The following is a 21,565-nucleotide window of genomic DNA, read 5'->3' as shown; positions in this document are numbered from 1 at the left end:
CGCGACGGAGTCGCTCCCCGCGCGACCCTCGGCGGTCCCCGCCTCACGGCTGTGAGGCACTCCACACCCCCCGCACGCATGGACGGCGGTCGGCCGTGGCACACTGACCCTGTACCAGTAGCAGCGCACTCCGGGGTCGGTGAAAGTCCGAACCGGCGGTTACAGTCCGCGACCCGGTCGCCTCCAGCGACCGGTTGACCAGGTGAAATTCCTGGACCGACGGTTAAAGTCCGGATGGGAGGCAGTGCGCGGCGGGCGGGCATCCATGCGCGCCGCCGTACCGGTTCGCCGTCCGGGCGAGCCCTGTCCGGCGTCGCTCCCGGTGTTTTCGTCCGCGGTTCCCGCCGTTATCGGCAGCCCCGGAGTCCGTGCCCGAAAAGGCAGGAGGACCCGGGAAGTGTTCACCGGAATCGTCGAAGAGCTGGGCGAGATCACCGCCGTCGAAACCCTCGACGACGCCTGTCGCTTCCGGCTGCGCGGCCCCGTCGTCACCGAAGGCGCGAAGCACGGCGACTCCATCGCCGTCAACGGCGTCTGCCTCACGGTCGTCGAGCACGAGGGCGACGAGTTCACCGCCGACGTCATGGCGGAGACCCTGAAACGCTCCAGCCTCGGCGTCCTCGCCGTCGGCTCCCGCGTCAACCTCGAACGCCCCACGGCCGTCGGCTCCCGCCTCGGCGGCCACATCGTCCAGGGGCACGTCGACGGCACCGGCGAGATCCTCGGGCGCGAGCCGTCGGAGAACTGGGAGATCGTGAAGATCTCCCTCCCCGCCGACCTCTCCCGCTACGTCGTGGAGAAGGGCTCCATCACCGTCGACGGCATCAGCCTCACCGTTGTCGACGCCGGGCCCGACTTCTTCACCGTCAGCCTGATCCCCACCACCCTCGCCCTGACGACCCTCGGCATCAAGCAGCCCGGCGACCCGGTCAACCTCGAGGTGGACGTCATCGCCAAGTACGTCGAGCGGATGCTCGGCGACCGCGTCACCGGTGAGGGGGTTCCCCGGTGAACTGGCTCAACTCCGAGGCCTTCACCCTCTTCGGCCAGCACATCAAGTGGTCGGACATGATCGGCAACGTGATCGGCCTGATCGCCCTCGCCCTCGGCTGGCGCCGCTCCCTGTGGACCTGGCCCGCCCAGTTCGTCTCCGGCCTGATCCTCTTCACGGCCTTCGCCACCGCCCACCTCTCGGGCAGCGCCGGCAAGCAGATCGTCGTCATGCTGGTCGCCGCCTGGGGCTTCTGGCAGTGGAACCGCGGCCGGCGACAGGCGCAGGACGGCTCCGTCGCCGTACGGTTCGCGACCAACACCGAACGGCTTCTTCTCGTGGGCGCCGCGGCCGTCGGCACCCTCGCCGTCGGCGGGCTGTTCACCCTCTACCCGTCCCTGTCCTGGGACCCCTGGCCGGACGCCTACATCTTCGTCGGCACCGTCGTCGCCATGTACGCCCAGGCCCGCGGCATGGTCGAGTTCTGGTTCGCCTGGCTGCTCGTCGACCTCGTCGGCGTCCCCCTGAACTTCGCCAACGGCTTCGCCTTCTCCGGCTTCGTCTACGTCATCTACGGCGCACTGGTCCTGTGGGGCCTGCGCGACTGGTGGCTGCGCTCCCGCGACGCGCGGCCCGCCCTGGAAGGAGCGCCCGCATGAGCACGGCACCGATCCTGTACGGCACCGACGGCCTCGAGGACCTCACGCTCGACCCGGTCGAACAGGCGATCGCCGACATCGCGGCCGGCCGCCCGGTCGTGGTCGTCGACGACGAGGACCGCGAGAACGAGGGCGACCTCGTCATCGCCGCCGAGAAGGTCACCCCCGAGACCGTCGCCTTCATGATGAGCGAGTGCCGCGGCCTGATCTGCGCCCCCATGGAGGGCGAGGAGCTGGACAGGCTCGGCATCCCCCTGATGGTGGAGAACAACACCGAGTCCATGCGGACCGCGTTCACCGTCACCGTGGACGGCTCGGGCGCCCACGGCGTGACCACCGGCATCTCCGCCGCGGACCGCGCGACCACGCTCCGGCTGCTGGCGAGCGGCACCGCGCGGGCCGACGACTTCGTCCGCCCCGGCCACATCTTCCCGCTGCGCGCCCGCCCCGGCGGCGTGCTCGCGCGCAACGGACACACCGAGGCCGCCGTCGACCTCGCCCGCCTCGCCGGCCTGCGCCCGGCCGGCGCCATCGTGGAGATCGCCGGCGAGGACGGCACCATGCTCCGGCTCCCCGAACTGATCCCGTTCGCCCGCAAGCACGGCCTGACGATCATCTCCATCGAGGACCTGATCGCCTACCGCCGCTCCGCCGAACCCACCGTCCGCCGCGAGGCCGAGGTCCGTCTGCCCACCTCGCACGGCACCTTCACCGCGTACGGCTACCGCTCCACCGCCGACGGCGTCGAACACGTCGCCCTCGTCCACGGCGACATCGGCGACGGCGAGGACGTCCTCGTCCGCGTCCACTCCGAATGCCTCACCGGTGACGTCTTCGGCTCCCGGCGCTGCGACTGCGGCCCCCAGCTCGACGCCTCCCTGGAACGCGTCCAGGCCGAGGACCGGGGCGTGGTCGTCTACCTGCGCGGCCACGAGGGACGCGGCATCGGCCTGATGCCCAAGCTGCGCGCCTACGAACTCCAGGAGCGCGGCCGGGACACCCTCGACGCCAACCTCGAACTCGGCCTGCCCGCCGACGCCCGCGACTACGGCGCCGGGGCGCGGATACTCGCCGACCTGGGCGTCCGCAGCGTCCGCCTGATGACCAACAACCCCGACAAGTCCGACGCGCTCGCCCGTCACGGCATCCAGGTCACCGCGCGCGAGCCGATGCCCGTCACCGCGGGCGAACACAACCTCCGCTACCTGCGCACCAAGCGGGACCGGATGGGCCACGACCTGCCCTGGCTGGACACGCCGGCCGTGCCCGCCTGCGGCAACCAGTAACGAGAATCACCGAGGAGAGACGTGAGCGGCAAGGGTGCACCGGAACTGTCCGTACGCGACGTGGGGGACCTGCGGGTCGCCGTCATCGCGGCACAGTGGCACGAGAAGGTGATGGACGGACTGGTGGACGGCGCCCTGCGCGCCCTGCACGACCTCGGCATCGACGAACCGACCCTGCTCCGGGTTCCCGGCAGCTGGGAACTCCCCGTCGTCGCCAAGGTCCTGGCCGGCCGCGGCTACGACGCGGTCGTCGCCCTCGGCGTCGTCATCCGGGGCGGCACGCCCCACTTCGACTATGTGTGCCAGGGCGTCACCCAGGGCCTCACCCAGGTCTCGGTCGACACCGGCGTCCCCGTCGGCTTCGGCCTGCTCACCTGTGACGACGAGGAGCAGGCCCTCGACCGCGCCGGACTGCCCGGCTCCAGCGAGGACAAGGGGCACGAGGCGGTCACCGCGGCGGTGGCGACCGCGGCCTGCCTGCGCTCAGTATCCGAACCCTGGCGGTGAGCAGACCCCGTCACCGCGTAGGGTAAGGACCACCATGTCCAAGAAGACGTTCGAGGAGCTCTTCACCGAGCTCCAGCAGAAGGCCGCCCACGGGGACCCCGCCACCTCCCGCACCGCCGAGCTGGTGGACAAGGGGGTCCATGCCATCGGCAAGAAGGTCGTCGAGGAGGCCGCCGAGGTCTGGATGGCCGCCGAGCACGAGGGCAAGGAGGCGGCCGCCGAGGAGATCTCGCAGCTGCTCTACCACGTCCAGGTGATGATGGTCGCCCGCGGCATCTCCCTCGACGACGTCTACGCCCACCTGTAAGAACCGACGTTCGCCACTCACCCCTCCCCACACGAAGGAAGCCGACCTCATGCTGCGCATCGCCGTCCCCAACAAGGGTTCCCTGTCAGGCCCCGCGGGGGAGATGCTGCATGAGGCCGGCTACCGGCAGCGCCGCGAGTCCAAGGAACTGCGGATCGTCGACCCGGCGAACGAGGTCGAGTTCTTCTACCTCCGCCCGCGCGACATCGCCATCTACGTCGCCTCCGGACAGCTCGACATCGGCATCACCGGCCGCGACCTGCTGATCGACTCCGGCGCCGACGCCGAGGAGATCCTCCCCCTCGGCTTCGCCCGCTCCACCTTCCACTACGCCACCAAGCCGGGCACCCTCGGCGGCCTGGCGGACCTGAAGGGCAAGACGATCGCCACCTCCTACGAGGGCATCGTCGCGGGACACCTCGCCGACCACGGCATCGACGCCTCCGTCGTCCACCTCGACGGCGCCGTCGAGACCGCCATCCAGCTCGGTGTCGCCCAGGTCATCGCGGACGTCGTCGAGACCGGCACCTCGCTGCGCAACGCCGGCCTGGAGATCACCGGCGAACCGATCATGAAGTCCGAGGCCGTCGTCATCCGCCGCACCGGCGCGGACGGCGAGGAGCCCAAGGTGCGGCAGTTCCTGCGCCGCCTCCAGGGCGTCCTGGTCGCCCGGACGTACGTGATGATGGACTACGACTGCCGCGTCGAACAGCTCGAGAAGGCCGTCGACCTCACCCCCGGCCTGGAGTCCCCCACCGTGTCCCCGCTGCACAACGAGGGCTGGGTCGCCGTCCGCGCGATGGTCCCCGCCAAGGAGGCCCAGCGGATCATGGACGACCTGTACGACATCGGCGCCCGCGCCATCCTCACCACGGCCATCCACGCCTGCCGCCTCTGACCGGTTCCGGAGCACCACCATGTCCGACGCGACCGAGGGCCGGCTGCCCGAACTGCCCGTCACCTTCCGTCCGGGCCGCACCCGCGCGGTACTGCTCACGGCCGGCACCGCGCTCTTCGTGGTCATCACCCTGATCGCGCTGCTGCTGGAGCAGCTCAGCCCGGGGGAGCGGATCAGCTTCGTGTTCACCGCCGCGCTGCTGGCCGGCGTGCTGTTCCTGCTGGCCCGGCCGAGGGTCGACGCCGACGAGACGGGTGTCACCGTCGTCAACATCGTGAGCCGGCGCCGCCTGGAATGGGCGGAGGTCCTTCAGGTGAACCTCCGTTCCGGTGATCCCTGGGTCTTCCTCGACCTCAGCGACGGCACCAGCCTGCCCGCGCTCGGCATCCAGCCGGGCATCGCCAGACAGCGGGCCGTCGCCGACGCGCGGGCCCTGCGGGCGCTCGTCGAGGCCCGCTCCACGGCCGGGCCCGGGACACCCCGGAGCTGACTCGGGGCCACCCCTCCGGGACGGTCCGGGGCCGGACTCCGGGAAGCGTCCGGGGACGTCCACCTGCCGCAGTCGCCCATGTCTTGATTAATCTGGTGGGCGCAGGCGCGACGACCGCGCCTGCGCCCCTGCCGCCCCGCCCGGTGCACAGGGGCTCCAGCTACCCGAGGAGTGACCCTCTCCGGCGATGGACGGATCGTCCTGTAGTACCTGCGCCGCCCCCTGCCGACATAGCGCGGACCCGCGTCTCCAGGTCCGCGCGCATGCGGAGGCGGCGGCATCATGACCACCTCCTTGCTGCTTCTGGCAGCCGCTTTCCTACTGATCCTGGCCAACGGATTCTTCGTGGCCGCGGAGTTCGGCCTGGTCACCGTCGAGCGACCGGACGCCGAACGGGCCGCCGCGGGCGGCGACCGGCGCGCCCGCCGGGTCGTCGAGTCGCTCAGGGAGCTCTCCTTCCAGCTCTCCGGCACCCAGCTCGGCATCACCATCACCTCCCTCGTCGTCGGCATGCTGGCCGAGCCGGCGCTCGTCGGACTGCTGCACGGCCCCTTCACCGGCATCGGTGTCCCCGAGGGCGCGGTCCCCGGTGTCTCCGTCGTCGTCGGCATGCTGCTGGCCTCCGCGGTGCAGATGGTGATCGGCGAACTCGTGCCGAAGAACTGGGCCGTGTCCCGCCCCCTGCAGGTCGCCCGCTTCGTGGCCGGCCCGCAGCACGCGTTCGCCCGGCTCTTCCGCCCGGTCATCGCCGGACTGAACGCCGTGGCCAACCGTCTGGTGCGCGCCCTGGGCATCGAGCCCGCCGAGGAACTGGCCTCCGCCCGCACCCCCGGCGAACTCGTCTCCCTGGCCCGGCACTCCGCCCGGGCCGGCGCCCTGGAACAGGACACGGCGGACCTCTTCGTCCGCACCCTGTCCCTCGGCGAACTGACCGCACAGCACGTCATGACGCCACGCGTGAAGGTCAGCGCCCTGCAGTCCTCGGCGACCGCCGAGGACGTGGTCAACCTGACCCGGGCCACCGGCCTGTCCCGCTTCCCCGTCTACCGGGAGCGGATCGACGAGATCGTCGGCATGGTGCACCTCAAGGACGCCCTCGCGGTGCCCGTGCACGACCGGCTGCGCACCCCCGTGAGCCGCATCGCCCGTCCGGCGCTGCTCGTCCCCGAGACCCTGCCCGTACGGCCGCTGCTCACACGGCTGCGCAGCGAGCAGCCCATCGCGGTCGTCGTCGACGAGTACGGCGGCACGGCCGGCGTCGTCACACTGGAGGACATCGTCGAGGAGATCGTCGGCGAGGTGCGCGACGAGCACGACGGACAGGACGTCCCCGAACTCGCCCCCGCCCCGCCCGAGGACGGCAACCCCGCCTGGGACGTCGACGGCGGTGTCCGGGTCGACATCCTGCTGCGCATAGGCCTGGAGGTGCCCGAAGGCCCCTACGAGACGGTGGCCGGCCTGATCGCCGATCTGCTCGGCCGGATCCCGGCCGTCGGCGACCGCGCGGAACTGCCCGGCTGGCGGCTGTCGGTACGCCGGGTCGGTCACTACCGCGCCGAACGCGTCCGCCTGGTCAGAACGGCCCCGCTGCCGCTGGTGGAGGTGGCCGGATGAGCGTGCTGCAACTCCTCTTCGCCGGGCTGCTCGTGCTCGCCAACGGCTTCTTCGTCGGCGCCGAGTTCGCGCTGGTCTCGGTCCGCCGCAGCCAGATCGAACCCCTCGGCACGGCCCGCGCCCGCCGGGTGCTGTACGGCCTGGAGCACCTGCCGCAGATGATGGCGGCGGCCCAGTTCGGCATCACCGTCTGCTCGCTGACCCTGGGCGCCGTCGCCGAACCGACGGTCGCCCGCCTGCTGGAACCGGTCTTCGCGTGGATGCACCTGCCGCACGGCATGATCCACCCGCTCGGCTACGTCATCGCGCTCGCCGTGGTGGTCTTCTTCCACCTCGTCATCGGCGAGATGGTCCCGAAGAACCTGGCGATGGCGGCCCCCGAGAAGGCCGCCCTGTGGCTGAGCCCCGGCTTGGTCTGGTTCGCCCGCCTGTGCAGGCCGGTCACGATCGCGCTCGGCGCCTGTGCCCAGGCCGTGCTGCGGCTGTTCCGCGTCGAACCGAAGGACGAGGTCGAGGCCGTCTTCACCAGCGAACAGCTCAACCGGCTGGTGGAGGACGCCGGCCAGGCCGGCCTCCTCGACCCCGAGGAGGCCGAGCGCCTGGAGGACGCGCTGGAACTGGGCTCCCGCCCGGTGACGGACGTCCTGCTGGGCCGTGAGTCGCTGGTGACGGTCACGCCCGCGGTCACGCCGGGACAGATCGTGGAACTCACCGCCCGCACCGGGTACTCCCGGTTCCCGGTGGCCGCGGACAGCGGTGCCTTCATGGGCTACCTGCACGTCAAGGACGTACTGGACCTGGAGGACTCCGACCGGGCCGTCCCGCAGCACCTGTGGCGCCCGATGACGACCCTCCGCCCCGAACTCCCCCTGGACGACGCCCTCACGGTGATGCGCCGCGCCGCGACCCACCTGGCCCAGGTCTCCGACGCCTCCGGCAGGGTCCTGGGCCTGGTCGCCCTGGAGGACGTCCTGGAACTCCTGGTGGGCGAGGTCCGTGACCCGGCCCACCGAGAAGTGACGGTGACCCCCCAGAGGGCGAGCGGAACCCCGGAGGAGGCCCTGACCCCCTGACCACGAGTAGCCCCGCCGCCCCAGCTACGAGGCAGCCACGCCGCCCCAGCTGCGGGCAGTCGTGCCTCCCCCAGTGCCTTAAGGGCCTGGGAGGTACCCCCAGGGCGGCACGGGTGGGCGATGGGGGTCCCCCCGCTCGAGCGAAGCCGAGAGTGGGGGAGGCACCTCTTCAGCGGAGCGAGCTGACACCCCCCCGTCAGCCCACCCACCGGGGTCTCACGACCCCGGTGGGTCCGCCGGCCCCCGCCCCGACAGAACCTCCCCGTACGCCTGCATGAGATCCGGCAACCGCAACGTGGCCAGATCATCCCGGGTCAGCGTCCCGGGATACACCGACAACCGCAGATCCCGGTACGCACAGCTCTTCTCGTACAGCGTCCGCAGGAACCGCCCGTTCCCCAGCTCGTCGATCCACCCCTGGTCCACCACGTGCCCGGCGATCGACCGCAGCTCGTCCAACGCCTCCTCGTCCCACACATCCCCGTTCTCCTCCGCCAGCACCTCACCGATCGAGGTCAGCTCCAGCGGCCGGTACGAGGGGAAGTCCACCCGTGTGGTGAACCGCGAGGACAGTCCGGGGTTCGCGGCCAGCAGCCGGTCCATGCCCTCCGGATACCCGGCGAGGATCACCACCAGATGGTCCCGGTTGTCCTCCGCCCGCTTCAGCAGCACCTGAAGCGCCTCGTCCCCGTACGCGTCCCCCTTGCCGTACCCGGAGTTGGACAGGGAGTACGCCTCGTCCACGAACAGGACCCCGCCCAGCGCGGAGTCGATCAGCTCGTTGGCCTTCACCGCGGTCTGCCCCAGGTACTCACCGACCAGATCCGCCCGCTGGGCCTCCACCAGATGGTCACCGCCGAGCAGCCCGAGGGCGTAGAACACCCGGCCGAGGATGCGGGCCACCGTGGTCTTGCCGGTCCCGGACGGTCCGGAGAAGACGAAATGGCGTTTGGGCGGCTGTACCGGCAGCCCCTGCCCGGCGCGCAGCCGCGCCATGTTCAGCTGCGCCGACAACGCCTTGACCTGGCGCTTCACCGGCTCCAGGCCCACCATGCGCTCCAGCTCGGCGAGCGCTTCCTCCAGTAACACGGGGTCCGTGGGTCCGGTGGGCAGCGGTGACGTCCCGGTGCCCGCCCGCTCCCGCACGCCCGGAGCGGTGACCGGGGGCAGGGGGCCCGGCACGGGCTCGGGCTCGGGCAGCCGCAGGTCACGCCCCTCGGTGCCGAACAGGGGATCGAGCATGTCGGGGCCGTCCACGGCATCCTGCCCGGCCCCGGTGAGCGTGATCGCGGCGAGATCGGCGGAGTCGTCGTACCCGTCGCCCTCGGCGATCGCGGCGAGCCGGGCGGAGGTGTCCATGAAGGCCGGATCGACCCGGTGCACGGCCCGGTACAGGGGGAGCGCGGCGGCGCTGCGGCCGGTCCCCTCGTGGGCGCGGGCCAGCCAGTAGCGCAGCTCCTTGCGCTGCGGCTGTTCGCTGCGGCACCGCATCAGCGCCGCCGACAGCAGCGGTTCGGCCTGCCCGTACATCTCCAGCCGTACCCGTGCCATGCCGCCGAACAGGCCGGCCTCGATGCCCAGCATCGGGTCCTCGACGAGGGAGTCCGTGTACCGGACCAGCTGCTCCCAGTCCTTGACCAGGTAGGCGCGGCAGGCGTGCAGGAAGCGGACCTGCGGATCGGCGTCCACCGGGGGCAGTCCGGCGAGCGCCCGGTCCAGTTCGGGCACGTGGCGCCCGTCCAGCCAGTGGGAGGCGTGCGCCAGCAGCAGATCGCGAGGGCTCTCCAGTACCGGCTGCACCCACCAGCCCAGCCAGTACCAGGAGTTGAGGGTGCGGCGGTGCCGGGCGCGCTGCTCGCCGAAGCGCTCCCGGTGCCGGAACATCCTGAGCAGCGCGGTCGTCGTGTCGACGCGCAGCGCGTGCAGTCCCAGCCAGCCGTCGGCCATCCCCGGGTCGAGCCGCACCGCGGCCCGGAACTCCTCCTCCGCCTGCGGATAGGCGCCCATCGTGTAGGCGTCCACGCCGCGCAGCCAGGCGAGATCGGCCGGGGCCTGCGGGTCCTGCGTGCCGAAGTCCATCACGTCCCCCACGAACCGTGCCCCCGTCGGTGTGCCGGCCGGCCCGCGTCCGTCTGCTCCCGTCGGTCGAACCGCTGTGCCGCGGACCGGAGTTGCAAGGTGCGCGAAGCAGCGTCCGTAGGTCGCACCGAGGGCATCGTACCTGCGGCGGCGTCACGTCCGTAGGGTGCCGTGCACGCCGAAGGGCGAGGCGGGAGAGGGAGCGCGGAACACGCGCGGTGACCCAGGGTGATCGTCATATGCCGCTGAGCGCCCGAAAAGTGTGAAGAGGGCAGAACGAAGCCCCCGATCACGGGGGAACAACCGGGGGCTTCGCGTCTGCCGGCGGCTCCGAAGGGCCGCACATTGAGAACGTAAGACCTGTACGCGCCCCCGGTCAAGCCGAGTTGGGGTACTCCGGCAACTTGTCCGGGACCGCTCTTCACGGGTTCACCACAACGCGGGTGACCCGTCACCGTACGTGATCGGCCGGGGTGGCTCACCCGCCCCGGCAGGCCCGGGAAGCAGCTCGTATCCCTTCGGGCGCTGCCGTACCAGAAGGCCGGCGAAGGGCCGTGAGGGATCGCCGGTGAAGTGTTCGCGCTCCGCGCGGACCCAGCCGTCCCAGAACTCCCGCTGCTCCGCTCCGTCGCGGGCCCGCCCCCGTGACCAGGACTCCTCCCGGGGGAGATCCATCCACAGCAGCAGCGCCAGATGCGGGCGCAGGGCCCGGCGTCCCGCGCCGACACCTTCCACGACGATCACGGGGGCGGGCGGCAGCCGGCGGGACGGTCCGAAGCGGCGGGCCCGCCAGTCATAGGGGGAGTAGCGCGCGGTCTCGCCGCGGCCGAGCGGCTCGATCACCTGGCTCAGCAGCCGTCCGGTCCAGTCGAACAGTTCGGTGTGGCTGGCGATGTCGTCGAGCCGCAGCACCGGAGCGCCGTCCAGGGCCTCGGCCAGTCGCACGGCGAACGTCGACTTCCCCGAGCCGGCGTGTCCGTCGACACCGACGAGCCGGACCGGGCCGCACGAGGGGGCGAGCCGGCGGATGCGGGAGGCGAGACCGTGGAGGGCCGGCTCCTGGGGCGGGGAGGGTGGAGGGCTCACCGGAGCACTCTAGGCCCCGGACGGACGAGCCCGGACGCCCGGACGGAGAAGCCCCCGAACCCTCGGCCGGACGGGCCCGCCGCAGGCCCCGCCATGGGGCGAGTCCCCTGTCGGTCGGACTCGGCACGGCCGGGATGCTGGCAGGATCCGCCCGGCTGCGTTCATAGTGGGCGCACACCCGCTCCATCCGGCGGACGTCCGCCGTCCGGCCGGCCGCGCTTTGGTCCTGTCCCGACTCCGACACCTGGGGGTCCTCCACCCATGAGCAGAGCCGAACTGCCCTCCCGCAGATCCCTCCTGGCCGCGGCGGTCGTCGTCGCCGTCGCCGGGAGCGCGGGCCCGGCGTCCGCCGGCACCCCGACGGCCGGCATCCCGGCCGGACGCACCGTCGGCACCGGCCGGACCGCCGCCCGTCCCGTCGACAACCGGGCCTGGACCTCGTACGCCGACTGGTGCGGCGGCACCGCCGACGGCACCCGTGCCGTCACCGGCGCCCGTCCCGGCCTCGTGATCGCGCGGCCCGCCGGCACCACGGACCACACCGACCCGCACACCGGCCGCACGACCGCCTGGGAGTACGCGACCTGGACCTCACCCGTGCACCGTCCCGGGGTTCCGGCGACGGAGGTCATCGCCTCCTGGAACGCGCACACCCCCGAGGGCACCTGGCTCCAGATCGAGCTGAAGGGCACGTACTCCGACGGCACGGACAGCCCCTGGTACGTCATGGGCCGCTGGGCCGCCGGCGATCAGGACATCCGGCGCACCTCGGTGGACGGCCAGGGCGACGGGAGGAGCACCGTCTGGACGGACACGCTCTCCGTGGACGACGCGGCCTCGGGCCTGCGCGTCGTCTCGTACCGGCTGCGGCTGACCCTCCACCGCCGCCCCGGCACCCGGCTCACCCCGACGGTGTGGCGGCTCGGCGTGATGGGCTCCGACGTCCCCGACCGGTTCACCGTTCCCGCCTCCCGGCCCGGTCTCGCCGAGGAGCTGATCGTCCCGCGCTACTCGCAGGAGATCCACAAGGGCCAGTACCCGGAGTACGACAACGGCGGCGAGGCCTGGTGCAGCCCCACCTCCTCGCAGATGATCATCGAGTACTGGGGAGGGCGGCTCACCGAGGAGCAGCTGTCCTGGGTCGATCCGTCCTACGCCGACCCGCAGATCTGCCACGCGGCCCGGTACACGTACGACCACCAGTACGCCGGCTGCGGCAACTGGCCGTTCAACGCCGCCTACGCGGCCACCTTCGACGGCCTGGCGGGCGTGGTCACCCGCCTCGGCTCCCTCACCGACCTGGAGACGCTGATCGCCGCGGGCATCCCGGCCATCACGTCGCAGTCGTTCCTGGCGGAGGAGCTGACCGGGGCGGGGTACGGCACCTCCGGGCACCTGATGACGGTGATCGGCTTCACCGCCGACGGCGATGTGATCGCCAACGACCCCGCCTCGGACGACAACGAGGCCGTGCGCCGCGTCTACGACCGGCGCGAGTGGGAGAACATCTGGCTGAGGACCAAGCGGTACAACGCCTCCGGGAAGGTCGTCTCCGGCACCGGGGGGATCTGCTACCTCTACTTCCCGGCCCGGCCGACCCCGCGGCAGCGCAAGGCGCTCGCGGCGGTGGGCGTGCGCTGAGCCGGTCCGTCCGGCGGGGCCCCGGGGGGCCGGGGGCCCCCGGCCGGGGGGGGCCACCAAACCGCCCCCACACCCCCCCCCCGGGGGGAGGGGGGCCGGCATCGGCCGGGCCGGGCCCCCCCGGGGGGCGCGCTCGGCGGTGGGGGGGGGGGGGGGGGGGTGCGCGGGGCGGGCGGGGGGCCCCGGGCCGCCGGGGCCCCGCCGCACGGCTGTGACCAACCTCTCGGCCACACAGGCCGCTCACGGTGGCAAGGTGGACGTCAGTCGCAGGGGGAGTCCACCGCACCACAGAGACCAGCGAGAAGCCATGACCGCGAACGCAGCCACCGTCACCCGCGCCCGCACCGGCGGCCCCCGGGAGGACGGCCCGAAGATCTTCGAACACGCCATGGGATGGACCCTCGTCGTGGTCCTCGCGATGTTCGTGACCCAACTGGGACTGCTGTAACCCGAGGCCGCGGCAATACCGGCCCGGGCCCTCCGGACGACCTGACATACTGCGGCGGGATGTCCCACCGTCCGCAGGAAGACCTGGGTCGACATTGAACATCAGCCGGCAGTCCGCCGTACGCGCCGCGGCGCACGGTACCGAGCGTTCGTCCGCGCGCCGCGCCGAACTCATCGCCATCGGGCGGAGGCTGTTCGCGGACACGTCGTACGACGCGCTCTCGATGGACGACATCGCACGCCAGGCGCAGGTCGCCAAGGGGCTGATCTACTACTACTTCCACTCCAAGCGCGGCTACTACCTGGCGATCATCGAGGACTCGGTGGCCGGCCTGGTCTCCTTCGCCGCGAGCGGGGCCGGGCTGCCGCCCGCGGAGCGGGTGCACCGCACCATCGACAGCTATCTGCGGTACGCCGAGCACAACCAGGCCGCCTACCGCGCGATCGTCAGCGGCGGCGTCGGCTTCGACACCGAGGTGCACGCGATCCGGGACGGGGTGCGCGAGGCCATCGTCGCGACCATCGCCGAGGGGGCCTACGGCCGTATGGACATCGCGCCGGTGGCCCGGATGGGGCTGCTGGCCTGGGTGTGCAGCGTGGAGGGTGCCGCACTCGCGTGGATCGACCGCGGTGAACTGTCCCGCGAGACCATGGGCGAACTGCTGGTGAAGACGCTCGGCGGGGCCCTGCGCGCCATCGAGGAGCTGGACCCCGCTTACCTGGCACCGGCGCCCGCCCGCCGCGACGGCTGAGCCGGTCCCGGACGGCGGCCGGGGCGGAAGTCCCCCGTGGAACCCCGCCCCCGGCGTGCGCCCGAGAGGGTCACCGGGGCGCCTCGGTCAGTTCCCCGTCCGCGGTGTCACCGCCCGGCTCCCGGACGGACGTGCCGCCCGGGCCCTGCCGCTCCTCGCGGGTCGTCCTGGTGGCGGTCGGGGCCTCCTTCTCCGGTTCGCGAGGCTGGTCGAAGGTGCGGCGCAGGGGTCGCCGACGGCGTGGGCGACGGGGGTGAGCCCGTCCACGGAGCGCGGCGTCCCGATGTTCCCGACGCGGTGCGCGCGGTCGTGGGCGCCCCGTGCGGTGAGGTCTCCGGCGACCTGGGAACCGGCGGTCTCCTGAGCCGAGGTCGCGGCGGTCGCGGCCGGAACGCCGCGCCGGCGGGTGGTCCGGCGCCGGGCACGGTGGCGCACGCGGCGGACACGAGCGACCGCGGGGTGCGGGGGCGGTACGGGACCGCATCCGGTCGTCTCCTCGCGGGGGAGGGGATTTCCTGAAGTGAGCGGTCGTTAACGGGTGACTTGCTGCGGCCGATCGGGCATACTCGCAGCGCACAGCCGCTGGTCAGCAGCTTCCGAGACCCGGGAGTGCGAGCATCGGCCAGGCACCGATACGACCCCGGCGGAGCCGCCCCCACCCAAGGCGCACGCCGACGTGCCCGAACAGGGAGGAGAGCGTCGCCATGCCCGACCGCGCCCCGCAGCCGGTGGACCGGCAACTGCCCACGGACGAAGCCCGGGACCTGATCTCGCTCGTCCGCGACATCGCGCAGCGCGAGGTCGCCCCGCGGGCGGCCGAGGAGGAGGAAGCGGGACGCTTCCCCCGTGAACTGTTCACGCTGCTCTCCGAGTCCGGCCTGCTCGGCCTGCCCTACGACTCCGAGTACGGCGGCGGTGACCAGCCGTACGAGGTCTACCTCCAGGTCCTCGAAGAGCTCGCCGCGGCCCGCCTCACCGTCGGCCTCGGCGTCAGCGTGCACACCCTGGCCTCCTACGCGCTCGCCGCCCACGGAGCCAAGGAGCAGCAGGCCGAACACCTGCCGGCGATGCTCGGCGGCGGCCTGCTCGGCGCCTACTGCCTCTCCGAGCCCGCCTCGGGCTCCGACGCGGCCTCCCTGCGCACCAAGGCGGTGCGCGACGGGGACGACTGGGTGCTCACCGGCACCAAGGCGTGGATCACCCACGGTGGCATCGCCGACTTCTACACCGTCATGGCCCGTACCGGCGAGGAGGGCCCGCGCGGCATCACCGCGTTCCTGGTGCCCGGTGACGCCGAAGGGCTGAGCGCCGCCGTGCCGGAGAAGAAGATGGGGATGAAGGGCTCGCCGACCGCCCAGGTCCATCTCGACGGCGTCCGGGTTCCCGACGCGAGGCGGGTCGGGGAGGAGGGGCAGGGCTTCGCGATCGCCCTGTCGGCGCTGAACGGCGGCCGGCTCGGCATCGCCGCCTGCGCGATCGGCCTGGCCCAGGCGGCGCTGGACGAGGCGCTCGGCTACGCGGCCGAGCGGCGGCAGTTCGGCAAGCCGATCGCCGACTTCCAGGGACTGCGCTTCATGCTCGCCGACATGGCCACGCAGATCGAGGCGGGGCGCGCGCTGTACCTGGCGGCGGCCCGACTGCGCGACGCGGGGCGGCCGTTCGCCAAGCAGGCCGCCATGGCCAAGCTGCACTGCACCGACACGGCGATGCGGGTCACCACCGACGCCGTGCAGATCCTCGGCGGCTACGGCTACACCGCGGACTTCCCCGCCGAGCGCTACATGCGTGAGGCCAAGGTCCTGCAGATCGTCGAGGGCACCAACCAGATCCAGCGCATGGTCATCGCCCGCCACCTCACGGGTCCGGAGACCCGCTGATCCGGCCGGGCCCCCGCCAGGGCGCGACGAGCCGGGTCCACTCCGGATCCTGCCGCCCGGGCACCGTGCGGCCCCGGTCGACCCAGGTCCGCATGAGATCGCGGTAGATCGGAGGATCCGGGAGCCGGGGCGGCACGGGCGCGACCGCCTCCATGGGCGGCGGCACGAAGACGTGACGCTGACGCCCGGTCGTCGAGTACGTGGGGGTCGTCATACCCGGGCAACGTGGAAGCGGCCCGACGGGTCACCGACCCCTGGAACAGGACGTGCGTTCGCGGCCGTCCCGCACGGACGGGGGCGGCGGACCGCGCCGCCCCGGCACCGGTGTGCGCTCAGGCGGCGTGCCGCCGCATCGCCGGGACCCGGATCGGACGCGAGCCCGGGCCGCCGACGTGCGAGAAGGGCTGGGTGCGCCAGTCGAGTCCCTGAGGGAGCGTCAACAGCAGCGCGGTGTCCTGCTCCTGGGGAGTGACGGACTCGTCGGCCGGCCGCGCCTCGGCGGCCCGGCGGCCGGTGCCGGCGCAGACCGTGAGCCCGAACGGGTTCCACGGCGAGGCGCACAGCGCGTGCTCCGGCAGGACGTCCTCGTCCGCGAGCAGGGCGATGGGCTGCGCGCAGTCCGGGCAGACGACCCGGTACATCTCGAAGGTGTCGTAGGTGTCGAGTTCCTCGTCCGGGGCGTCGGGTTCGACGTACTCCGGGTCGAGCTCGACGACCGGCTGCTGCCGCTTGGACGTGGTACGACCAAGGCGCTTAAGACTCTGCATTGGGTTCTCCCCCTCGGGCTGGGCCGTGAAGGCACTGCGGCCTCGACCACAGCAAGCACTTCCCGTCCCCCCTCCGGGGTAATCACGGGAACATCACGGAGACCGTTCGAAGGGTGTGGTGTTCGTCACATGCCATGTGCGGGTGCCCCGTGCGGGGGCTTTGTCCCCCCGGACCGCGCGCGGCGGTCCCCGGCGCATCACGAACCGGGCATGACCTGGACGGCTCAGGTACCCGAGGGGATCAAGCGCACTGTAGGTTCTTGCGCCATGGAGGAGCTGGACCGACAGATCGTGCAGCTGCTCGTCAAGGACGGGCGGATGAGCTACACAGACCTGGGCAAGGCCACGGGCCTGTCCACGTCGGCCGTGCACCAGCGGGTGCGCCGGCTGGAACAGCGTGGCGTCATCCGCGGCTATGCCGCGGTCGTCGACCCGGAGGCCGTCGGCCTGCCCATGACCGCCTTCATCTCGGTCAAACCCTTCGATCCCAGCGCCCCCGACGACATCGCGGACCGTCTCGCCGGCGTCCCCGAGATCGAGGCCTGCCACAGCGTCGCGGGCGACGAGAACTACATCCTCAAGGTGCGCGTCTCCACACCGCACGAACTGGAGGAACTGCTCGCCCGCGTACGCTCGCTGGCAGGCGTCTCCACCCGCACGACGGTGGTCCTCTCCACCCCGTACGAAGCCCGTCCGCCGCGCATCTGAACCACAGCCCCTCCACGTTCGAGGAGCGGAGGCCCGAGGGCGGAGCCCCCGGGGCCGGGAGCGGGGAGGGGCGGCGGGGCGAGCACGGCGGGGCGAGCACGGCGGGGCGGTGGAACATCCCGGGGCAGTGGCCCCGCGGGCCGTCTCCGTCGTGGTGGGACGGCCCCGCGTACGGAGCGCCCCGCGCGACGCGCGAAACTGTGGGACATGAGTGAACGCACCGTCCCGCCCCGCACCGTCCTGCTCCGCCGCGGGGAGGTCCACAGCCCCGCCGACCCCTTCGCCACCGCGATGGTCGTCGAGCACGGTGAGATCGCCTGGGTCGGCTCCGAGGGCGCCGCCGACGCCTTCGCGGACGGGGTCGACGAGGTGATCGACCTCGACGGTGCGCTGGTCACCCCCGCCTTCACCGACGCGCACGTCCACACCACGGCCACCGGCCTCGCCCTCACCGGCCTGGACCTGTCCACCGCCCCTTCCCTCGAGGCCGCGCTGGCCCGCGTACGGGAGTTCGCCGCCGCCCGCCCGGACGACCGGGTCCTCCTCGGCCACGGCTGGGACGCCGCCCGCTGGCCCGGCGGCCGTCCCCCGACCCGCGCCGAGCTCGACGAGGCCGCCGGCGGCCGCCCCCTCTACCTCAGCCGGATCGACGTCCACTCCGCGGTCGTCACCACCGCGCTGCTCGACCTCGTCCCGGGCGCCGTCACCCGCGAGGACCGCCCGCTCACCGGGGACGCCCATCACGCCGTCCGCGCCGCCGCCCTGGCCGCCGTCACACCGGCCCAGCGCACCGAGGCCCAGCGCGCCGCCCTCGGCCACGCCGCCTCCCTCGGCATCGGCACGGTCCACGAGTGCGGCGGACCGGAGATCTCCTCCGAGGACGACTTCACCGGACTGCTGCGGCTCGCCGCAGAGGAGAACGGCCCGCGCGTCGTCGGCTACTGGGCCGAACAGGACGTCGCCAAGGCCCGTGAGCTGGGCGCGATCGGCGCCGCGGGCGACCTGTTCGCCGACGGCGCCCTCGGCTCGCACACCGCGTGCCTGCACGAGCCGTACGCCGACGCCGCACACACCGGCACCGCGCACCTGGACGCGGCCGCCGTCGCGGCCCACGTCGTCGCCTGCACCGAGGCCGGGCTCCAGGCCGGCTTCCACGCGATCGGTGACGCCGCCGTGAGCACCGTCGTCGACGGCGTGCGGGCCGCCGCCGGCACGCTCGGTCTCGCCCGCGTCCGCGCCGCCCGGCACCGCGTCGAGCACGCCGAGATGCTCACCCCCGAGACCGTCGCCGCCTTCGCCGAACTCGGTCTGACCGCCTCCGTCCAGCCCGCCTTCGACGCCCTGTGGGGCGGCGAGGACGGCATGTACGCGCGGCGTCTGGGAGCGGAGCGGGCCCGCTCCCTGAACCCCTTCGCGGCGCTGCTGCGGGCGGGCGTCCCGCTCGCCTTCGGCTCCGACAGCCCGGTCACCCCCCTCGACCCCTGGGGCACGGTCCGGGCCGCCGCCTTCCACCGCACACCGGAGCACCGCGTCTCCGTGCGCGCCGCGTTCACCGCGCACACGCGCGGCGGCTGGCGGGCGGTCGGACGCGACGACGCGGGCGTCCTGGTGCCCGGCGCCCCCGCCGACTACGCCCTCTGGCGCACCGGTGAACTCGTCGTCCAGGCACCCGACGACCGGGTGGCGCGCTGGTCCACCGACCCCCGCTCCGGCACCCCCGGCCTGCCCGATCTCGCTCCCGGCCGTGACCTGCCGGTCTGCCTGCGGACCGTGGTCGGCGGGCGCACGGTGTTCGTGCGGCCGGGCGAGTGATCTGCGGGGGTGGCACGGTGACGATCACGCACCGCGTCCCCGTCTCGCGACCTGCGCATCCTCGCGGCTGACCAGGCATGCGAGCCGCATCGCGCAGGTCAAACGACTGTTGACAGGCGACGGCGGGGGGCCGATAGGTTCGGCCGGGTCCACCACCGGACGCCCGACCGGAGAACGTCCGGCCACTCGGGGCAGCGCCGCTGGGTCAGGGACGGCGTGCCGCACCGGAGCACCGTCACTGGGAGCCAGGCTCAGCGGCGGCGCGGTACCGAGGGACGCTCCAGCCGGCCGGGGAGGTGCGACCCGGGGTGGGGCCCGGGTGCTCAGTAGACAACGGCTTCAGGGCGATCCGCAGCCGGCGGGTCCCGGGCCGGCCCGAAGGGCGCCGGGCCCCCTCCGCTGCCCCTCTTCCAGCACGCCCAAAAAGTGTGTTCCTACCCGATCTTCGGTAAAGAACACCACCATATGAACGTCCTGTCACGTCGGTGCAGGCCGTGCCCACTATGGTGGGATCCTCCGGACAGGACATGAAGGGGCAGCAGTGAACCACGGCGACGGGATCCTCGCGGCAGGATCCCAGGGGAGGAACTTCGGCCCGCTCGGCACGGCTCTGGTGATCATCCCGACCTACAACGAGGCGGAGAACATCAAGGCGATCGTCGGCCGGGTGCGTGAGGCCGTTCCCGAGGCGCACGTTCTCGTGGCCGACGACAACAGCCCCGACGGCACGGGCAAGCTCGCCGATGAACTGGCCGCCGGGGACGACCGCGTCCAGGTGCTGCACCGCAAGGGCAAGGAGGGGCTGGGCGCGGCCTATCTCGCGGGCTTCCGCTGGGGCATGGAGCACGGCTACGGCGTGCTCGTCGAGATGGACGCCGACGGTTCCCACCAGCCCGAGGAGCTGCCCCGTCTGCTGACCGCGCTCAAGGGCGCCGACCTGGTGCTCGGTTCGCGCTGGGTGCCCGGCGGCCGGGTGGTGAACTGGCCCAAGTCCCGTGAGTTCATCTCGCGCGGGGGCAGCCTCTACTCGCGCGTGGCGCTCGATCTGCCGCTGCGCGACATCACCGGTGGTTTCCGCGCCTTCCGCCGCGAGACGCTGGAGGGCCTCGGTCTCGAGGAAGTGGCCTCCCAGGGGTACTGCTTCCAGGTGGACCTGGCCCGCCGCGCGGTGAAGGCCGGTTACCACGTCGTCGAGGTCCCCATCACCTTCGTCGAGCGCGAACTGGGCGACTCCAAGATGAGCCGTGACATCCTCGTCGAAGCGCTGTGGCGGGTCACGGCGTGGGGCGTGGGCGAGCGGGTCGGCAAGGTCCTCGGGCGCGTTGACGACAAGCAGCGGGCGGAGCGGGACGTCGAGCAGCCCGAGCCGGACGTCGAGCGGTCCGAACCGTAGGCGCAGGACCGCCCGTTCGTCCCGGTGATCCCGCTTATCCCGTGCTGAGCCGGGCCCAGGCACACTGGGAGCATGACGACTGGCGCTCAGACCCCGTATCCCGCCCGGCCCCGGCGCTCCCGGCTGCGCACCTTCCTGCCGCTGGGGGTCGCCGCATGGCTCGTGCTGGAGATCTGGCTGCTCACCATGGTCGCCGGGGCGTCGAACGGACTGGTGGTCTTCCTGATCCTGGTGGCCGGCCTCGTCCTCGGCTCGGCCGTCATCAAGCGGGCCGGCCGGCGGGCCTTCAGGAACCTGACCGAGACGCTGCAACAGCAGCAGGGCGGGGTGCTGTCCGAAGCCCGGCCGAACAGCGAGGGCAACGGCCTGACGATGCTGGGCGGCCTGCTGCTGATCATCCCCGGTGTGATCTCGGACGCGGTGGGGCTGCTCCTGCTGGTGCCGCCGGTGCAGAAGGCCGTGAGCCGTCACGCCGAGCGCACCTTCGAACGCAAGCTCCGCGAGGCCGCGCAGGGCTCCCTCGGGGACGCCTTCCAGCAGGCCCGTATGCGCATGCCCGACGGCAAGGTCGTCCAGGGGGAGGTCGTCCGGGACGAACCCGGAGGCGCTCCGGGAGACACCCCGCAGGGACCGCGCCCGCCGCTCACCCGCTGAGGGAGGGGCGGGTCCCCGTCGCCGGGTCCCCGCACGCACACAGGACCGCGGGCGCCGTACGTCACGTACGGCGCCCGCGGTCCTGTGCCTTTGTGCGTGTGCGGTTTCGCCCTAAGCCCCTGACGGGATCAAGCCGACTTTCGGCTGTCCCTGGGGTGAACCGCGATGTTCATCGCACCGGAGCGCAGAACGGCGAGACGCTCCTCGAGGACCTCTTCGAGTTCCTCGCGGGTGCGCCGCTCCATCAGCATGTCCCAATGCGTACGCGCGGGCTTGGCCTTCTTCTCCTCGGGGCCGTCGCCGTCCACCAGGAGTGCCTGGGCACCGCAGACCTTGCACTCCCACTCCGGCGGGATCTCCGCCTCGACCGAGAAGGGCATCTCGAAGCGGTGCCCCTTCTCGCATGCGTACTCCACGGCCTGGCGCGGGGCCAGGTCGATGCCGCGGTCCGTCTCGTAGCTGGTCACCACGAGGCGCGTGCCGCGAAGAGCTCGCTCACTCATGAATCGTGCCTCCCGGGCTTG

General features: G+C 72.6%; 22 protein-coding genes and 1 riboswitch. Of the genes, 17 read left to right on the top strand and 5 right to left on the bottom strand.

Features of this window, described 5'->3' with window-relative positions:
- Nucleotides 1-121: 121 nt before the first annotated feature.
- A riboswitch (FMN riboswitch) is annotated at nucleotides 122-252 on the top strand.
- A gap of 145 nt (nucleotides 253-397) precedes the next feature.
- The 9 genes from ACH5AO_RS33655 to ACH5AO_RS33615 all read left to right on the top strand — a co-directional run bounded on the left by ACH5AO_RS33655 (nucleotide 398) and on the right by ACH5AO_RS33615 (nucleotide 7,825).
- Nucleotides 398-1,012, top strand: a complete 615-nt coding sequence (locus ACH5AO_RS33655; RefSeq protein ID WP_398931379.1) for a riboflavin synthase — start codon at nucleotides 398-400, stop codon at nucleotides 1,010-1,012.
- Complete coding sequence (locus ACH5AO_RS33650) at nucleotides 1,009-1,650, top strand: nicotinamide riboside transporter PnuC (RefSeq protein WP_398931377.1); 642 nt, start codon at nucleotides 1,009-1,011, stop codon at nucleotides 1,648-1,650. The genes ACH5AO_RS33655 and ACH5AO_RS33650 overlap by 4 nt, the downstream gene beginning before the upstream one ends.
- Entirely contained in the window at nucleotides 1,647-2,936 is a 1,290-nt protein-coding gene (locus ACH5AO_RS33645; RefSeq protein ID WP_398931375.1) for a bifunctional 3,4-dihydroxy-2-butanone-4-phosphate synthase/GTP cyclohydrolase II, read from the top strand. Before ACH5AO_RS33650 ends, ACH5AO_RS33645 begins: the two co-directional genes overlap by 4 nt.
- A 21-nt stretch (nucleotides 2,937-2,957) precedes the next feature.
- A complete protein-coding gene (gene ribH / locus ACH5AO_RS33640) occupies nucleotides 2,958-3,443 on the top strand; it encodes a 6,7-dimethyl-8-ribityllumazine synthase (RefSeq protein WP_030867847.1) in 486 nt (161 codons plus the stop codon).
- Nucleotides 3,444-3,477: 34 nt separating this feature from the next.
- On the top strand, nucleotides 3,478-3,750 hold the full coding sequence (locus tag ACH5AO_RS33635; protein ID WP_398931373.1) for a phosphoribosyl-ATP diphosphatase: 273 nt from the start codon (nucleotides 3,478-3,480) through the stop codon (nucleotides 3,748-3,750).
- A 49-nt stretch (nucleotides 3,751-3,799) separates the two neighbouring features.
- Complete coding sequence (gene hisG / locus ACH5AO_RS33630; protein ID WP_398931371.1) at nucleotides 3,800-4,648, top strand: ATP phosphoribosyltransferase; 849 nt, start codon at nucleotides 3,800-3,802, stop codon at nucleotides 4,646-4,648.
- A 19-nt stretch (nucleotides 4,649-4,667) separates the two neighbouring features.
- Complete coding sequence (locus tag ACH5AO_RS33625; RefSeq protein ID WP_398931369.1) at nucleotides 4,668-5,138, top strand: PH domain-containing protein; 471 nt, start codon at nucleotides 4,668-4,670, stop codon at nucleotides 5,136-5,138.
- Nucleotides 5,139-5,420: 282 nt separating this feature from the next.
- Complete coding sequence (locus ACH5AO_RS33620; RefSeq protein WP_398931367.1) at nucleotides 5,421-6,752, top strand: hemolysin family protein; 1,332 nt, start codon at nucleotides 5,421-5,423, stop codon at nucleotides 6,750-6,752.
- On the top strand, nucleotides 6,749-7,825 hold the full coding sequence (locus ACH5AO_RS33615) for a hemolysin family protein (protein ID WP_398931365.1): 1,077 nt from the start codon (nucleotides 6,749-6,751) through the stop codon (nucleotides 7,823-7,825). The genes ACH5AO_RS33620 and ACH5AO_RS33615 overlap by 4 nt, the downstream gene beginning before the upstream one ends.
- A gap of 216 nt (nucleotides 7,826-8,041) precedes the next feature.
- On the opposite strand, the gene ACH5AO_RS33610 is transcribed toward ACH5AO_RS33615, so the two are convergent.
- Together ACH5AO_RS33610 and ACH5AO_RS33605 are read right to left on the bottom strand one after the other, a co-directional pair.
- Complete coding sequence (locus ACH5AO_RS33610) at nucleotides 8,042-9,904, bottom strand: AAA family ATPase (protein ID WP_398931363.1); 1,863 nt, start codon at nucleotides 9,902-9,904, stop codon at nucleotides 8,042-8,044.
- A 429-nt stretch (nucleotides 9,905-10,333) separates the two neighbouring features.
- Complete coding sequence (locus ACH5AO_RS33605; RefSeq protein ID WP_398931361.1) at nucleotides 10,334-10,990, bottom strand: uridine kinase; 657 nt, start codon at nucleotides 10,988-10,990, stop codon at nucleotides 10,334-10,336.
- A 261-nt stretch (nucleotides 10,991-11,251) separates the two neighbouring features.
- On the opposite strand from ACH5AO_RS33605, the gene ACH5AO_RS33600 reads away from it, so the two are divergent.
- The 4 genes from ACH5AO_RS33600 (at nucleotide 11,252) to ACH5AO_RS33585 (ending at nucleotide 15,707) form a co-directional block, all read left to right on the top strand.
- Nucleotides 11,252-12,631: a peptidase C39 family protein gene (locus ACH5AO_RS33600; RefSeq protein WP_398931359.1), complete on the top strand. Its 1,380-nt coding sequence runs from the start codon at nucleotides 11,252-11,254 to the stop codon at nucleotides 12,629-12,631.
- Nucleotides 12,632-12,938: 307 nt separating this feature from the next.
- Nucleotides 12,939-13,079: an SCO1431 family membrane protein gene (locus ACH5AO_RS33595; RefSeq protein WP_106979546.1), complete on the top strand. Its 141-nt coding sequence runs from the start codon at nucleotides 12,939-12,941 to the stop codon at nucleotides 13,077-13,079.
- 94 nt (nucleotides 13,080-13,173) lie between these two features.
- On the top strand, nucleotides 13,174-13,830 hold the full coding sequence (locus ACH5AO_RS33590) for a TetR/AcrR family transcriptional regulator (protein ID WP_398931357.1): 657 nt from the start codon (nucleotides 13,174-13,176) through the stop codon (nucleotides 13,828-13,830).
- A gap of 704 nt (nucleotides 13,831-14,534) precedes the next feature.
- Nucleotides 14,535-15,707, top strand: coding sequence for an acyl-CoA dehydrogenase family protein (locus ACH5AO_RS33585; RefSeq protein ID WP_398931355.1), 1,173 nt, complete (start codon nucleotides 14,535-14,537; stop codon nucleotides 15,705-15,707).
- Here ACH5AO_RS33585 and ACH5AO_RS33580 read toward each other — a convergent pair.
- Together ACH5AO_RS33580 and ACH5AO_RS33575 are read right to left on the bottom strand one after the other, a co-directional pair.
- Nucleotides 15,685-15,921, bottom strand: a complete 237-nt coding sequence (locus ACH5AO_RS33580; RefSeq protein ID WP_398931353.1) for a hypothetical protein — start codon at nucleotides 15,919-15,921, stop codon at nucleotides 15,685-15,687. The genes ACH5AO_RS33585 and ACH5AO_RS33580 overlap by 23 nt on opposite strands.
- A 118-nt stretch (nucleotides 15,922-16,039) precedes the next feature.
- Nucleotides 16,040-16,474 (bottom strand): hypothetical protein, encoded by a 435-nt coding sequence (locus ACH5AO_RS33575; protein WP_398931351.1) that lies wholly within the window; start codon nucleotides 16,472-16,474, stop codon nucleotides 16,040-16,042.
- 267 nt (nucleotides 16,475-16,741) lie between these two features.
- On the opposite strand from ACH5AO_RS33575, the gene ACH5AO_RS33570 reads away from it, so the two are divergent.
- From ACH5AO_RS33570 to fxsA, 4 genes are all read left to right on the top strand, one after another.
- Entirely contained in the window at nucleotides 16,742-17,182 is a 441-nt protein-coding gene (locus tag ACH5AO_RS33570) for an Lrp/AsnC family transcriptional regulator (RefSeq protein ID WP_030867874.1), read from the top strand.
- A 207-nt stretch (nucleotides 17,183-17,389) separates the two neighbouring features.
- Nucleotides 17,390-18,994, top strand: coding sequence for an amidohydrolase (locus ACH5AO_RS33565; RefSeq protein WP_398931349.1), 1,605 nt, complete (start codon nucleotides 17,390-17,392; stop codon nucleotides 18,992-18,994).
- Between the two features lie 541 nt (nucleotides 18,995-19,535).
- Nucleotides 19,536-20,387 (top strand): polyprenol monophosphomannose synthase, encoded by an 852-nt coding sequence (locus ACH5AO_RS33560; RefSeq protein WP_398931347.1) that lies wholly within the window; start codon nucleotides 19,536-19,538, stop codon nucleotides 20,385-20,387.
- A 72-nt stretch (nucleotides 20,388-20,459) separates the two neighbouring features.
- Nucleotides 20,460-21,041, top strand: a complete 582-nt coding sequence (gene fxsA, locus ACH5AO_RS33555) for an FxsA family membrane protein (RefSeq protein WP_398931345.1) — start codon at nucleotides 20,460-20,462, stop codon at nucleotides 21,039-21,041.
- A 128-nt stretch (nucleotides 21,042-21,169) separates the two neighbouring features.
- Here fxsA and ACH5AO_RS33550 read toward each other — a convergent pair whose 3' ends face one another.
- Complete coding sequence (locus tag ACH5AO_RS33550) at nucleotides 21,170-21,544, bottom strand: RNA polymerase-binding protein RbpA (protein ID WP_003977404.1); 375 nt, start codon at nucleotides 21,542-21,544, stop codon at nucleotides 21,170-21,172.
- Between the last annotated feature and the right edge of the window lie 21 nt (nucleotides 21,545-21,565).

It is taken from the genome of Streptomyces sp. NPDC018964 (assembly GCF_044390325.1).
Lineage (GTDB): Bacteria > Actinomycetota > Actinomycetes > Streptomycetales > Streptomycetaceae > Streptomyces.
The sequence above is the reverse complement of the archived record's forward strand: the minus strand, read 5'-3'. Positions and strand labels throughout refer to the sequence as shown.